General features: G+C 35.3%; 14 protein-coding genes. 11 read left to right on the top strand and 3 right to left on the bottom strand.

The genetic code is table 11. The features are described from left to right. Window positions 1-84 precede the first annotated feature (84 nt). Together rpsT and coaA are read right to left on the bottom strand one after the other, a co-directional pair. Window positions 85-333, bottom strand: coding sequence for a 30S ribosomal protein S20 (gene rpsT / locus HMPREF9171_RS107390; RefSeq protein WP_001872296.1), 249 nt, complete (start codon window positions 331-333; stop codon window positions 85-87). A gap of 53 nt (window positions 334-386) precedes the next feature. Continuing rightward, window positions 387-1,307: a type I pantothenate kinase gene (gene coaA / locus HMPREF9171_RS107395; RefSeq protein WP_001058331.1), complete on the bottom strand. Its 921-nt coding sequence runs from the start codon at window positions 1,305-1,307 to the stop codon at window positions 387-389. A 105-nt stretch (window positions 1,308-1,412) separates the two neighbouring features. Between coaA and HMPREF9171_RS107400 the strand changes: the two genes are divergently transcribed. The 7 genes from HMPREF9171_RS107400 to nox all read left to right on the top strand — a co-directional run bounded on the left by HMPREF9171_RS107400 (window position 1,413) and on the right by nox (window position 9,100). Continuing rightward, window positions 1,413-2,003: a class I SAM-dependent methyltransferase gene (locus HMPREF9171_RS107400; protein ID WP_000002664.1), complete on the top strand. Its 591-nt coding sequence runs from the start codon at window positions 1,413-1,415 to the stop codon at window positions 2,001-2,003. Between the two features lie 325 nt (window positions 2,004-2,328). Beyond that, the gene (locus HMPREF9171_RS107405; protein WP_000427669.1) at window positions 2,329-2,718 is read left to right on the top strand and encodes a cytidine deaminase; all 390 of its coding nucleotides are present in this window, start codon (window positions 2,329-2,331) and stop codon (window positions 2,716-2,718) included. 64 nt (window positions 2,719-2,782) lie between these two features. After that, complete coding sequence (locus tag HMPREF9171_RS107410) at window positions 2,783-3,832, top strand: BMP family lipoprotein (protein ID WP_001034780.1); 1,050 nt, start codon at window positions 2,783-2,785, stop codon at window positions 3,830-3,832. Between the two features lie 144 nt (window positions 3,833-3,976). Continuing rightward, window positions 3,977-5,512, top strand: a complete 1,536-nt coding sequence (locus HMPREF9171_RS107415; RefSeq protein ID WP_000193235.1) for an ABC transporter ATP-binding protein — start codon at window positions 3,977-3,979, stop codon at window positions 5,510-5,512. Further along, entirely contained in the window at window positions 5,505-6,566 is a 1,062-nt protein-coding gene (locus tag HMPREF9171_RS107420; protein WP_000036988.1) for an ABC transporter permease, read from the top strand. The genes HMPREF9171_RS107415 and HMPREF9171_RS107420 overlap by 8 nt, the downstream gene beginning before the upstream one ends. A 1-nt stretch (window position 6,567) precedes the next feature. Continuing rightward, window positions 6,568-7,524, top strand: a complete 957-nt coding sequence (locus HMPREF9171_RS107425) for an ABC transporter permease (RefSeq protein WP_000060306.1) — start codon at window positions 6,568-6,570, stop codon at window positions 7,522-7,524. Window positions 7,525-7,729: 205 nt separating this feature from the next. Beyond that, complete coding sequence (gene nox / locus HMPREF9171_RS107430; RefSeq protein ID WP_000036813.1) at window positions 7,730-9,100, top strand: H2O-forming NADH oxidase; 1,371 nt, start codon at window positions 7,730-7,732, stop codon at window positions 9,098-9,100. A 120-nt stretch (window positions 9,101-9,220) separates the two neighbouring features. On the opposite strand, the gene HMPREF9171_RS107435 is transcribed toward nox, so the two are convergent. Beyond that, on the bottom strand, window positions 9,221-10,210 hold the full coding sequence (locus tag HMPREF9171_RS107435) for an L-lactate dehydrogenase (RefSeq protein ID WP_000127487.1): 990 nt from the start codon (window positions 10,208-10,210) through the stop codon (window positions 9,221-9,223). Window positions 10,211-10,448: 238 nt separating this feature from the next. Here HMPREF9171_RS107435 and gyrA point away from each other — a divergent pair, with 238 nt between their 5' ends. The 4 genes from gyrA to HMPREF9171_RS107455 all read left to right on the top strand — a co-directional run bounded on the left by gyrA (window position 10,449) and on the right by HMPREF9171_RS107455 (window position 15,202). Next, window positions 10,449-12,908 carry a DNA gyrase subunit A gene (gene gyrA, locus HMPREF9171_RS107440; protein WP_001152981.1) on the top strand — a complete coding sequence of 820 codons (2,460 nt, stop codon included), beginning with the start codon at window positions 10,449-10,451 and terminating at the stop codon, window positions 12,906-12,908. 6 nt (window positions 12,909-12,914) lie between these two features. After that, on the top strand, window positions 12,915-13,658 hold the full coding sequence (locus HMPREF9171_RS107445) for a class A sortase (RefSeq protein ID WP_001244682.1): 744 nt from the start codon (window positions 12,915-12,917) through the stop codon (window positions 13,656-13,658). 15 nt (window positions 13,659-13,673) lie between these two features. After that, window positions 13,674-14,087 carry an SMU1112c/YaeR family gloxylase I-like metalloprotein gene (gene gloA2 / locus HMPREF9171_RS107450; protein WP_000767934.1) on the top strand — a complete coding sequence of 138 codons (414 nt, stop codon included), beginning with the start codon at window positions 13,674-13,676 and terminating at the stop codon, window positions 14,085-14,087. Between the two features lie 152 nt (window positions 14,088-14,239). Further along, entirely contained in the window at window positions 14,240-15,202 is a 963-nt protein-coding gene (locus HMPREF9171_RS107455; protein WP_000023418.1) for a DUF1002 domain-containing protein, read from the top strand. Window positions 15,203-15,231: the final 29 nt, after the last annotated feature.

Below are 15,231 nucleotides of genomic sequence, written 5' to 3'. Positions count from 1 at the left end.
GAGACTAGGAATTTCTCCTAGTCTTTTATTCTACGAAAAAATTAAATAAAAAAACATCGATATATCCGATGTTTTCTAGGTTAATTAACCAAGTTTAGTTGCAAGACGTGCTTTATCGCGGCTTGCTTTGTTTGTGTGAATTAAACCTTTAGAAGCAGCTTTGTCGATGCTTGAAGAAGCAGCGCGGTAAAGTTCTTCTGAAGGGTTAGCTTCAAATGCTTTAATAGCAGTACGCATAGCTGATTTTTGTGCTGAGTTTTTTTCGTTTTGTTTAACGTTAAGTTCAGCGCGTTTGATAGCTGATTTAATATTTGCCAATGTTTTCACCTCCATATTAATCTAACTATATAAGTATATCTAATTAAGTGATTTTTGGCAACCCTTTATCACTTTTTGAGATAAATTTCATCAATTTTATGATGTTTCCCTTTATGAATAATAAAATCAGCCCTATTTCTGGTTGGTTCTATATATTTTTCAAGGTTGACTAAATTAATAGTTTTCCAAATATCTTTAGCTAGTTCCATAGCTTTATGTGGCGGTATTTGTGTGAATTTATGATAGTAATTACTAGGGTCTGCTTCGGCTAATTGTAGAAGACTGTTAAATCGTTGTAAATACCATTCTTCAATTTGTTTATTTTCAGCATCAATGTATATTGAAAAATCAAAATAATCATTCATGTAAAGTCGATGGTTTTGTTGGTTTTGAAAGACATTTATTCCTTCTAAAATTAAAAAATCTGGTGTTTCAATAGTTTGCAATTGATTTGGAACGATATCGTAGATTTCATGAGAATAAATTGGGATTTTCGCGGTTATACCGTTCTTTATAGTATCTAAGAAATTTAGAAGTGACTCCATATCATAGGATTCCGGGAAACCTTTACGGTTTAAAATTCCATTTTGTATGAGTTTCTCGTTAGGATATAAAAAGCCATCAGTAGTGACTAATTCGACGTGACTATCTTTAAAAGTTCGTGAAATTAGTAATTGTAGTAAGCGACTGGTAGTTGATTTTCCAACAGCAACTGACCCTGATATGCCGATAATAAAAGGACGTTGATAATTTTCCTTTTTAAGAAATATTGCTTTAGAAAAAGATAAATTTTCTTGACTACGTTTATAGATTTGAATAAGGTTAATTAAAGGAAGGTAGATGTCAATAACATCTTGAATATTAATATTATCGTTTAAGCTTTTGATAGATTCAAGCTCTTTTTCAGTTAGTAAAGCTTGGGATTGCTGATGTAAGTCCTTCCAATTTTCTCTGGAAATACGGTCGAAATTAATAAATTCATTATTCATGTCAAACTCCTATATGAAAGCTATTATAACATTTTATTGAGTGATTGAAAACCGTTTCAAAATATGGTAAAATAATATGGCGAAATTGGAGGGTTAGAATTATTTATGGCTAATATGTATTATACAGAGAATCCTAATGTTGAACATGATATTCATGAGCTAAATGTCAAATTATTAGGAGAATCATTCAGTTTTTTAACTGATGCAGGAGTTTTCTCTAAAAGAATGATAGATTATGGTAGTCAAGTCCTTCTAAGTAGTTTACATTTTGAAAAACATAAATCCTTGTTAGATCTTGGGTGTGGATACGGTCCGCTGGGAATTTCTCTAGCCAAAGTGCAAGGAGTTAAAGCAACTATGGTTGACATTAATACGAGAGCATTGGAATTAGCTAAGAAAAATGCAACACGCAATGGAGTAGTAGTTGAAGTCTTTCAGTCAAACATTTATGAAAATATTTCTAAAACTTTCGACTATATTATAAGCAACCCACCTATTCGTGCTGGAAAGCAAGTTGTTCATTCTATTATCGAAGAAAGTATCTGTTACCTTAATACAGGAGGTAGCCTTACCATTGTCATTCAAAAGAAACAAGGCGCTCCAAGTGCAAAAGCTAAAATGCTAGATACTTTTGGTAATTGCGATATTTTAAAAAAAGATAAGGGATATTATATATTGAGAAGTGAAAAAGTCTAAATGATATCCCTAAGGCGTAAAAATAATAAATAGTTCGGATAATAACTATCGTATTATTTTTTGGAAAGGTTTTCTCTAAAAATGTTTTCTTTAAATTCCGTATAAGATAAAAAGAATTCTGCTTTTTATTCTGAAAATTATAAAAAACTACTTACATTATCTAAAAAAAATGGTAAAATAGATTCAGCTAAAATACCAAGACTAATGAAACTACAAGACTTGGTTACTCAATAATAAATACTTCTGTGTTTGATAAGAAGATAATAAACGTGTTCTAAAAATTTTGCCAGTAAACATTATGAAGCGAAAGGTGCAGCTACTAAAAATGGAAAATATAGAGTTGAAAAAATTGGCTGTAAAAGCGAGTGAAAATGCATACGTTCCTTACTCGAAATTTCCAGTAGGCGCAGCATTGCGTACAGCAGAAGGAAAAATATTTACAGGATGTAACGTTGAAAATATCAGTTATGGATTAGCAAACTGTGCTGAGCGTACTGCAATTTTTAAAGCTGTTTCAGAAGGTTATAAAGATTTTTCGGAAATTGCTATTTATGGAAATACTGAAGAACCAATTTCTCCTTGCGGTGCATGCCGTCAAGTGATGGTGGAATTTTTTAATAAGAATGCTAAAGTTACATTGATTGCTAAAAATGGTAAGACGGTCGAGACGACGGTCGGTGAGTTGTTACCATACTCGTTTGTTGATTTAAAATAATTTAAATCAGTTGCTCTTTTAAGCATTTAGCTTAAATATTAAGTTTTTTAGGAGGGTTCATTTCATGAACAAAAAAATTGCCGGGATCGGCTTGGCTTCGATTGCAGTACTTAGTTTAGCTGCATGTGGACATCGTGGTGCTTCTAAATCTGGTGGTAAATCAGATAGCTTGAAGGTTGCAATGGTAACAGATACCGGTGGTGTTGATGATAAATCATTTAACCAATCTGGTTGGGAAGGTATGCAAGCTTGGGGCAAGAAGAATGGCCTTAAAAAAGGAGCTGGTTTTGACTATTTCCAATCGGCAAGTGAATCTGATTATGCAACTAACTTAGATACAGCTGTGTCTAGTGGTTATAAATTGATTTTCGGTATTGGACTTTCTCTTCATGATGCTATTGATAAAGCAGCAGACAATAATAAAGATGTTAATTACGTCATCGTTGATGATGTTATTAAAGGGAAAGATAATGTTGCAAGTGTTGTCTTTGCGGATAATGAACCAGCTTACTTAGCAGGTATTGCAGCCGCTAAAACTACCAAAACAAAAACAGTTGGCTTTGTAGGCGGTATGGAATCTGAGGTTATTACCCGTTTTGAAAAAGGTTTTGAAGCAGGTGTCAAATCAGTTGATAAATCAATTAAAATTAAAGTTGACTATGCTGGTTCATTCGGTGATGCTGCTAAGGGTAAGACAATTGCAGCCGCACAATATGCTTCTGGCGCAGATATTGTTTATCAAGTAGCTGGTGGAACTGGTGCAGGTGTATTCAGTGAAGCAAAATCACGCAATGAATCTTTAAAAGAAGCTGACAAAGTTTGGGTATTAGGTGTAGACCGTGACCAAGCAGCAGAAGGTAAGTATACTTCTAAAGATGGTAAGGCTTCTAACTTTGTTTTGGCTTCATCAATTAAAGAAGTTGGAAAATCAGTTGAATTGATTGCTACTAAAACAAGTAAAGATAAATTCCCAGGTGGTAATGTAACAACTTATGGTTTGAAGGATGGTGGAGTTGATATAGCAACTACAAACCTTTCAGATGACGCCGTTAAAGCGATTAAAGAGGCTAAAGCTAAAATTATTTCAGGAGATATCAAAGTTCCTAGCAAATAATATCTTTAAGAACTTTCAAAAAAGCGATTAGAAATCGCTTTTTTGAAGCTGAGATAAACTTATATCTCAGTAAAATCCATCAATCGTTAAAGGTTGGTGGATTTTACTGAACTATAAATGAATTTTTCTGAAAGGGAGAACCACATGACACAGAATGTCATTGAAATGAAAGAAATCACTAAGAAATTCGGTGATTTTGTGGCAAATGATCATATCAATTTGACGGTTGAAAAAGGTGAGATACATGCTCTGCTTGGCGAAAACGGTGCAGGGAAATCAACTTTAATGAACATGTTAGCAGGTTTACTAGAACCAACAGACGGTCAAATTTTTATTAATGGTCAGCCTGTAACTATTGATTCACCTTCCAAATCGTCACAATTGGGGATTGGTATGGTACATCAGCATTTCATGCTTGTTGAAGCATTTACTGTAGCTGAAAATATTGTTCTAGGAAATGAAACCACCCAAAATGGTGTTTTAGACATTAAGACAGCAGCTAAAGAAATAAAGGAACTATCAGAGAAATATGGTTTGTCAGTAAATCCAAATGCTAAAATATCTGATATTTCTGTAGGAGCACAGCAGCGTGTTGAAATTTTAAAGACACTTTATCGCGGTGCAGATATTTTAATTTTTGATGAGCCGACGGCGGTGCTTACACCATCAGAAATAAAAGAATTGATGACAATTATGAAGAGCCTTGTTAAAGAAGGTAAATCCATTATACTAATTACCCATAAATTGGATGAAATTCGGGCAGTTGCTGATAAAGTTACTGTGATTCGCCGTGGTAAAAGTATTGAAACAGTCCCTGTTGCAGGCGCAAGTTCTCAACAACTGGCGGAAATGATGGTTGGACGATCTGTTTCCTTCAGAACTGAAAAAAAGGAAGCTAATCCGACTGACATAATCCTTTCTGTAAAGGATTTAGTTGTAGAAGAAAATAGAGGCGGCGTTCTAGCTGTTAAAAATCTGTCGTTAGATGTTCGGGCAGGTGAAATTGTAGGTATAGCTGGTATTGATGGTAATGGACAAAGTGAATTAATTCAAGCTATTACAGGCTTAAGAAAGGTAACTTCTGGTCAAATTGTAATTAAAGGTAAAGATGTCACAAAATTTTCAAGTCGACAAATTACAGAATTAAGTGTAGGTCATGTCCCAGAAGATCGTCATAGAGATGGTTTGGTTTTAGATATGACGATGGCAGAAAATTTAGCTTTACAAACTTATTATAAAGAGCCATTGAGTCATAAAGGTATTCTTAATTTTGCTAAAATTAAAGAGTATGCTCGTCAATTAATGACAGAATTTGATGTGCGTGGTGCTGGTGAACATGTTTTAGCAAGAGGATTTTCTGGTGGTAACCAACAAAAAGCTATTATTGCTCGTGAAGTGGATCGCGATCCAGACCTACTCATTGTTAGCCAACCGACTCGTGGTCTAGATGTTGGTGCTATCGAGTATATTCATAAACGTTTGATTGAAGAGCGCGATAAAGGGAAAGCGGTCTTAGTAGTTAGCTTTGAGTTAGATGAAATCTTAAACTTATCAGATCGTATTGCAGTTATTCATGATGGTAAAATTCAAGGAATTGTTAAACCCGACCAAACCAACAAGCAAGAATTGGGTATTTTGATGGCTGGTGGAAAAATTGAAAAGGAGGAGAGAGATGTCTAAGAAGGCGCAAAAAATTGCAGTTCCTCTGATTTCAGTTGTACTAGGAATCATTCTAGGAGCTATTATTATGCTGATATTTGGTTATGATCCACTTTGGGGTTATGAGGGATTGTTCCAAACAGCATTCGGTAGTATAAAAAATATTGGTGAAATTTTCCGTGCAATGGGACCATTAATTTTAATTGCTCTAGGTTTCTCAGTTGCCAGTCGTGCAGGTTTCTTTAATATTGGACTTCCAGGGCAAGCCTTATCAGGATGGATTGCCGCAGGTTGGTTCGCTCTTTCACACCCAGATATGCCACGTCCAGCAATGATTCTTTGTACTATTATTATTGGTATCGTTGCTGGGGGAATCACTGGAGCTATTCCAGGTATTCTCAGAGCATACCTTGGAACAAGTGAAGTTATTGTAACTATTATGATGAACTATATTGTTCTTTATTCAGGAAATGCTATTGTACAACGTGTTTTCCCAAAAAGCATTATGCGTACAAGTGACTCGAGTGTATATGTTTCTGCCAATGCATCATACCAGACAGATTGGTTATCTAGTTTAACGAATAATTCACGTATCAATATTGGTATCTTCATTGCTATTATTGCAGTTGTGTTAGTTTGGTTCCTATTAAATAAAACAACGCTTGGATTTGAAATTCGTTCAGTTGGCTTAAATCCAAATGCTAGTGAGTACGCTGGTATGTCTGCAAAGCGTACAATTATTCTATCAATGATTATTTCTGGAGCTTTTGCAGGACTTGGTGGTGTTGTTGAAGGATTAGGTACATTTGAGAATGTATTTGTACAGCCATCCTCGTTAGCTATTGGCTTTGACGGTATGGCAGTAAGTCTACTCGCAGCGAATAGTCCAATAGGTATTTTATTTGCAGCATTTCTATTTGGTGTTCTAAGTGTTGGTGCGCCTGGTATGAACATTGCAGGTATTCCACCTGAGTTAATTAAAGTTGTAACAGCTTCAATCATCTTCTTCGTAGGTGTCCATTACATTATTGAGTATGTTATTAAACCTAAAAAACAAATGAAAGGTGGTAAGTAAATTGAGTTTAACAACGATTTTTGCATTGCTATTTTCATCAATGCTAATTTACGCAACACCTCTTATCTTTACAAGTATTGGGGGAACCTTCTCTGAACGTGGTGGTATCGTCAACGTTGGTTTAGAAGGAATTATGGTAATTGGAGCTTTCTCAGGCGTTGTATTTAATTTAGAGTTTGCTTCTGTTTTTGGTGATGCGACTCCATGGATTTCTGTACTAGTTGGTGGTTTAGTTGGTTTAATTTTTTCTGTTATCCATGCAGTTGCGACAGTTAATTTTCGTGCAGATCATATTATCAGCGGAACCGTTCTTAATTTAATGGCACCTTCATTAGCTGTTTTCTTGATTAAGGTTCTTTATAATAAAGGTCAAACTGATAATATTCAAGAATCATTTGGAAAATTTAATTTCCCTATACTATCAGATATTCCTTTTGTTGGTGATATCTTCTTTAAAGGAACAAGCTTAGTCGGTTATATTGCTATTCTTTTCTCATTCCTTGCTTGGTTTATTCTATATAAAACTCGCTTTGGATTAAGATTACGCTCAGTTGGAGAACATCCTCAAGCAGCAGACACCTTAGGTATTAATGTTTATCTTATGCGTTACTCTGGTGTCTTGATTTCAGGTTTTCTTGGTGGAATAGGAGGAGCTGTATATGCTCAATCTATTTCTGTTAACTTTGCAGCGACAACTATATTAGGACCGGGCTTTATCTCCTTAGCAGCGATGATTTTTGGTAAGTGGAATCCAATTGGTGCAATGCTTGCTAGTCTATTCTTTGGTTTATCGCAAAGTTTAGCAGTTATCGGTAGCCATTTACCACTTTTGAGCAATATTCCAACAGTTTATCTACAAATTGCTCCATATGTTCTCACTATCATTGTATTGGCAGCTTTCTTTGGACAAGCAGTAGCTCCTAAGGCGGATGGTATTAATTATATTAAAACGAAATAAATAAAAAGAAACTAGTATAAGCTAGTTTCTTTTTATTGTTTGTGAATTTGTGAAAAAAATACTTTGTGAAAATTTCACATAAATTATAATACAATAACAATAAAATATAAAAAAATAGAAAATTGAGTCATTATTCTAGTAAGAGTTTGTGAATAATGTTATAATGTGTTTTGTTATTAATTATTTATAAAGGAGAACTCTTAATATGAGTAAAATCGTTGTCGTAGGGACAAACCACGCTGGTACAGCAGCAATTAAAACAATGCTTAGTAATTATGGTGAAGCCAATGAAATTGTAACATTTGATCAAAATTCCAATATCTCTTTCTTAGGATGTGGTATGGCTCTTTGGATTGGTGAACAGATTGATGGTCCAGAAGGATTGTTCTACTCTGATAAAGAGCAGTTGGAAAGTATGGGAGCTAAGGTTTACATGAACTCTCCAGTACTTAATATTGACTACGATAAAAAAGAAGTTACAGCTTTAGTAGATGGAAAAGAACATGTTGAAAGTTATGAAAAACTTATTTTAGCAACTGGTTCACAACCTATCATTCCACCAATTAAAGGTGTTGAAATTCAAGAAGGATCTCGTGAATTTAAAGCTACTCTTGAAAACCTTCAATTTGTGAAACTTTATCAAAATTCAGAAGAAGTTATTGAAAAGTTAGCTAAACCTGGTATCAATCGTGTTGCTGTTGTTGGGGCTGGGTATATTGGTGTAGAATTAGCAGAAGCTTTCCAACGTATTGGAAAAGAAGTAACACTTGTTGATGTTGCTGATACTTGTATGGGTGGTTACTATGATCGTGACTTTACTGATATGATGAGTAAAAACCTTGAAGACCATGGTATTCGTCTTGCTTTCGGACAAGCTGTTCAAGCAGTTGAAGGTGATGGTAAAGTAGAACGTCTTGTTACTGATAAAGAAACATTTGATGTTGATATGGTGATCTTAGCTGTTGGATTCCGTCCAAATACAGAACTCGGTGCAGGTAAATTAGATACATTCCGTAATGGCGCTTGGGTAGTTGATAAGAAGCAAGAAACAAGCGTGAAAGATGTTTATGCTATAGGTGATTGTGCGACAATTTGGGATAATTCTCGTGATGATATCAATTATATTGCTCTTGCTTCAAACGCCGTTCGTACTGGTATTGTAGCAGCTCACAATGCATGTGGTACAGAGCTTGAAGGTGCTGGTGTCCAAGGGTCAAATGGTATCTCAATCTATGGCCTTAACATGGTATCAACTGGTTTGACTTTAGAAAAAGCAAAACAAGCTGGGTACAATGCAGTTGAAACAGGCTTTAATGACCTTCAAAAACCAGAATTTATCAAACACAATAATCATGAAGTAGCTATTAAGATTGTCTATGATAAAGATAGCCGAGTTATCCTTGGTTGCCAAATGGTCTCACACGAAGATGTATCTATGGGAATTCATATGTTCTCACTTGCTATTCAAGAAAAAGTTACTATTGAAAAGCTTGCTTTGACCGATATCTTCTTCTTACCACATTTTAATAAGCCATATAACTATATTACAATGGCTGCATTAGGCGCTAAAGATTAATTTAAAATTAAAAAGGTTAAGCGAAATGCTTAGCCTTTTATTTCATCCGTTAACAAGGTCAAAAATGTAACGGCAAAGAAAAAGCTAAGATATTCCTATCCTAGCTTTTTTTCAACTATGCTAGTTTTTTGATGCTTCTTGGAATTCTGGGTTTTTCCAAGCTTCGTCAATAATATCTTTTAATTGTTCAGCTGAGGCTTGCATTTTTTGAAGTTCAGCATCATTTAATGGGATATTAACTGGACGAACGATACCATGTGCACCTACGATTGCAGGCTGACCGATAAAGACATCTTTAACATCACCGTATTGGCCTTCTTGATATACAGATAATGGAAGAACTGCATTTTCATCATCAAGGATAGCTTTAGTAATACGAGCAAGTGCGACAGCAATACCGTAATATGTAGCACCTTTTTTGTTGATGATTGAGTATGCAGCGTCACGAACTGAAATAAACAAATCAACAAGTCCTTGTTCATCAATATCGCGATTTTCTTGTAACCATTGTTCAAGTTGGACACCAGCAACGTTAGCATGTGACCAAACGGCAAATTCTGAGTCACCGTGTTCACCCATGATGTATGCGTGAACTGAACGAGCATCAACACCAATTTTATCTGCTAAAGCTTGACGGAAACGTGCAGAGTCAAGTGAAGTACCTGAACCAATAACGCGTTCCTTAGGGAAACCTGAGAATTTCCAAGTTGAATATGTAAGTACATCTACAGGGTTAGCCGCTACTAAGAAGATACCGTTGAAACCTGATTCAACAACTTGAGTTACGATTGATTTGTTAATTGCTAAGTTTTTACCAACAAGGTCAAGTCGAGTTTCACCTGGTTTTTGAGGTGCGCCAGCAGTAATGACAACAAGGTCAGCATCTGCGCAGTCTGCATAAGTAGCTGCGTAGATTTTTTTAGGTGATGTAAATGCAAGGGCATGTGAAAGATCTTCAGCATCACCAACAGCTTTATCAAATAAAGCTGGGATTTCAATGATACCTAACTCTTGCGCAATACCTTGGTTAACAAGTGCAAAAGCGTAAGAAGAACCTACGGCACCATCACCAACGAGGATAACTTTTTTATGTTGTTTAGTTGCAGTCATTTCTAAACATCTCCTTAAATATTTTTGGGAAGTTTCCCATACACCTATATTCTATCATTTTCAATGAAAGAAGTCACTAATAAAATGTGAAAAAATTTGCAAACAAATTGAAATATCATAGAAAACTATTGAAAACGCTGAGTGTCTTGATATTTTTGATACCGATTTATCATCGCAATTTTACCTAAATTATGGTACAATGTAAGAGACTTACAGTGAAGAAAAGGGGCATTTTTTAATGCAAGATAAAAATTTAGTAGATGTTAATCTAACTAGTGAAATGAAAACGAGTTTTATCGATTACGCCATGAGTGTCATTGTTGCTCGTGCACTTCCAGATGTTAGAGATGGTTTAAAACCTGTTCATCGTCGTATTTTATATGGTATGAATGAACTAGGTGTGACACCTGATAAACCTCATAAGAAATCAGCACGTATTACTGGTGATGTTATGGGTAAATACCATCCACATGGTGATTCATCTATTTACGAAGCAATGGTGCGTATGGCACAATGGTGGTCATATCGTCATATGCTCGTTGATGGTCATGGAAACTTTGGTTCAATGGATGGGGATGGTGCTGCCGCACAGCGTTATACAGAAGCACGTATGAGTAAAATTGCTCTTGAGATGCTTCGTGATATCAATAAAAATACAGTTGATTTTCAAGATAACTATGATGGCAGTGAACGTGAACCTCTTGTTTTACCAGCGCGTTTCCCTAATTTATTAGTCAATGGTGCAACTGGTATTGCTGTAGGTATGGCAACAAATATTCCACCACATAATCTAGGTGAGTCTATAGATGCTGTCAAGTTGGTTATGGATAACCCTGATGTTACTACACGGGAGTTAATGGAAGTTATTCCTGGTCCAGATTTTCCTACTGGTGCCTTGGTGATGGGACGTTCAGGTATTCACCGTGCCTATGAAACTGGAAAGGGATCAATTGTCTTACGTTCACGGACTGAAATTGAAACAACTTCAAATGGGAAAGAGCGTATTGTTGTCACAGAGTTTCCATATGGTGTTAATAAAACAAAAGTACACGAGCATATTGTACGTTTAGCACAAGAAAAGCGTATTGAAGGTATTACTGCTGTTCGTGATGAATCAAGTCGTGAAGGCGTTCGTTTTGTTATTGAAGTTCGTCGTGATGCTTCAGCAAATGTGATTTTAAATAATCTTTTCAAATTAACTAGCTTGCAGACAAATTTTAGCTTCAATATGCTTGCTATTGAAAAAGGTGTTCCAAAAATTTTGTCATTACGACAAATCATTGATAACTATATTGAACACCAAAAGGAAGTTATTGTTCGTCGTACTCAGTTTGACAAAGCTAAAGCAGAAGCCCGTGCTCATATCTTAGAAGGTTTACTTGTGGCGCTTGATCACTTGGATGAAGTTATCACAATTATTCGTAATAGTGAGACAGACACCATTGCTCAAGCAGAGTTGATGTCACGTTTTGAATTATCGGAGCGTCAGAGTCAAGCTATTTTAGATATGCGTCTTCGTCGTTTAACTGGATTAGAACGCGATAAAATCCAATCAGAATACAATGACTTACTAGCTTTAATTGCTGATTTAGCAGATATCTTAGCTAAGCCTGAACGTGTTGTTACCATTATAAAAGAAGAGATGGATGAGGTTAAGCGTAAGTATGCTGATGCCCGTCGTACAGAATTAATGGTTGGTGAAGTTTTATCACTTGAAGATGAAGACCTTATTGAGGAAGAAGATGTTCTTATTACTCTCTCAAACAAGGGATATATCAAGCGTCTCGCTCAAGATGAGTTTAGAGCACAAAAACGTGGAGGACGCGGTATTCAAGGGACTGGAGTTAATAACGATGATTTTGTTCGTGAATTGGTTTCAACAAGTACTCACGATACTGTGCTTTTCTTTACAAATTTAGGGCGTGTGTATCGTTTGAAAGCATATGAAATTCCAGAATATGGACGTACAGCTAAAGGTCTCCCTATCGTTAACCTTTTAAAACTTGACGAAGGTGAAACAATTCAAACAATTATTAATGCTAGAAAAGAAGATGTCGCTAATAAATATTTCTTTTTCACAACTCAGCAAGGTATAGTGAAACGTACAAGTGTTTCTGAATTTAGTAACATTCGTCAAAATGGACTTCGTGCTATTAATTTGAAAGAGAATGACGAGTTGATTAACGTCCTCTTGATTGACGAAAATGAAGATGTTATTATCGGGACACGTACAGGCTACTCTGTTCGCTTCAAAGTGAACGCTGTACGTAATATGGGACGCACAGCGACTGGGGTACGAGGCGTTAATCTTCGTGAAGGTGATAAAGTTGTGGGAGCTTCTCGTATCGTTAATGGACAAGAAGTACTGATCATCACTGAAAAAGGTTATGGCAAGAGAACAGAAGCTTCGGAATATCCTACAAAGGGTCGTGGTGGTAAAGGAATAAAAACCGCTAATATTACTGCTAAAAATGGGCCATTAGCACGCTTAGTGACGATTAATGGAAATGAGGACATCATGGTCATTACAGATACAGGCGTTATTATTCGAACCAATGTTGCTAATATTTCTCAAACTGGTCGTTCTACTATGGGTGTTAAAGTGATGAGACTTGATCAAGAAGCTAAAATCGTTACTGTTGCGCTAGTGGAACAAGAAATTGAAGATAAGTCTAATATAGAGGATACAAAAGAATAGGAAGTTATGCGTAATAAAAAAAAATCACATGGTTTCTTTAACTTTGTTAGATGGTTATTGGTTGTATTGCTAATTATTGTTGGGTTGGCTTTGGTGTTCAATAAACCAATTCGCAATGCTTTCATAGCTCATCAATCAAATCATTATCAAATTTCACGAGTTAGTAAAAAAACAATTGAAAAAAATAAGAAATCTAAAACAAGTTATGACTTTTCATCAGTCAAATCTATTAGTACAGAATCGATTTTATCTGCTCAAACGAAATCACATAATTTGCCTGTAATAGGAGGGATTGCTATACCAGATGTCGAAATCAATCTCCCAATTTTCAAAGGACTAGGCAATACAGAGTTGAGTTATGGTGCAGGAACGATGAAGGAAAACCAGATTATGGGAGGCCAAAATAACTATGCCTTAGCTAGTCACCATGTCTTTGGTTTGACAGGTTCTTCTAAGATGCTCTTTTCGCCTTTAGAACATGCTAAGAAAGGTATGAAAGTTTACCTCACTGATAAAAGCAAAGTATACACTTACACTATTACTGAAATTTCAAAGGTAACACCAGAACATGTTGAGGTTATTGATGATACACCTGGCAAGAGCCAACTCACTTTAGTGACCTGTACGGATCCAGAAGCCACAGAACGTATTATTGTGCATGCTGAATTAGAAAAAACAGGTGAATTTTCAACAGCAGATGAGTCGATATTAAAAGCATTTTCGAAAAAATATAATCAAATTAATCTCTAGAAGGTAGTTAGAATTATGAAATTAAAGGCTGTTCATCATATTGCGATAATTGTTTCTGACTATGAAAAGTCAAAAGACTTCTATGTTAATAAGCTAGGTTTTGAAATTATTCGTGAAAACCATCGTCCGGAGCGTCATGATTATAAATTAGATTTACGGTGCGGTGATATTGAGCTTGAAATATTTGGAAATCGTCTTGATGATCCAGAATATGAAACTCCTCCTCAGAGAATAGGTAAGCCGAATTGGCCACGTGAAGCATGTGGTTTACGACACCTTGCCTTTTACGTCCCAGATGTGGAAGCGTACAAGGTAGAACTGGAGAATTTAGGAATTTTTGTAGAGCCTATTCGTTACGATGACTATACTGACAAAAAGATGACCTTTTTCTTTGATCCAGATGGTTTACCTTTAGAATTACATGAATAGTAAACAAAGTTGCGTGGATACGCAACTTTGTTTAATTTACTGAATAATTTTATATTCAAGAAGTTTTTTAAAGAAATAAGTAAGTTAATCATGGTATAATGTAAGGTATGAAAAGAATTGAAAAGGAATTATTTTGAAATGAGGATACTAAAATGAGTATTAAAAAGCTATTGTTTGCAGGCCTTGCTTTTATTTTATTTACCCTAGCGAGTCCAGCATATGCTGCATCAGATGTTCAGAAAGTTATTGATGAAACTTATGTTCAACCTGATTATGTCTTAGGTTATTCGCTAAATCAAGAACAGCGTGCACAGACATTACAACTTTTGAATTATGATGAATCTAGAGACACGAAAGTTAAAACGCTAAATACTAGCTCATATGCTAAAATAATGAATATAGCTGATGATGCAAGCATCCAATTATATTCATCTGTTAAAATAAAAAAATTAGGGTCTAACGATACCTTAGCAGTAAACATTGTTACACCTGAGAATATTACTAAAGTTACAGAAGATATGTATCGCAATGCTGCAGTTACATTAGGTATTGAGCATGCAACGATATCAGTGGCTGCTCCAATAAAAGTAACTGGAGAGAGTGCTCTTGCAGGTATCTATTATTCATTAGAGAAAAATGGAGCAAGTGTATCGTCGGAAAATAAACAACTAGCACAAGAAGAGTTAAGTACTTTATCTGGTATTAATGCTGAGAATAAGGGTAAGGAAGGTTATGACGCCGACAAGCTTAATGTAGCTTTAACGGATATTAAGTCAGCCGTAGCTAAAGGAGGATCTGATCTTTCAAAAGATGATATTCGAAAAATTGTTGAGGAAACATTGAAAAATTACCATCTTGATAACGCTGTAACGGAAAATCAAATAAATTTAATTGTTAATTTTGCAGTTAATCTTTCACAAAGTAATGTCATCAAAAATAGTGATTTCACGAACACCTTGAATAATTTGAAAGACAACATTGTTTCGAAAGCAGGATCTAAATTTAAAAATATCAATGTTAATTTTAATGCTAATAAAGCTGTTGAATCAGGTAAGGGATTTTTAGCTAATATTTGGCAACAAATTGTTAATTTTTTCCAGCAGTTTGGTAGTTAATAAAAAAGTCTAGCTTATAAGCTAGACTC

It is taken from the genome of Streptococcus agalactiae ATCC 13813 (assembly GCF_000186445.1).
Taxonomy (GTDB): domain Bacteria; phylum Bacillota; class Bacilli; order Lactobacillales; family Streptococcaceae; genus Streptococcus; species Streptococcus agalactiae.
Note: the sequence above shows the minus strand (reverse complement) of the source record. Positions and strands in the feature narration are given on the sequence as shown.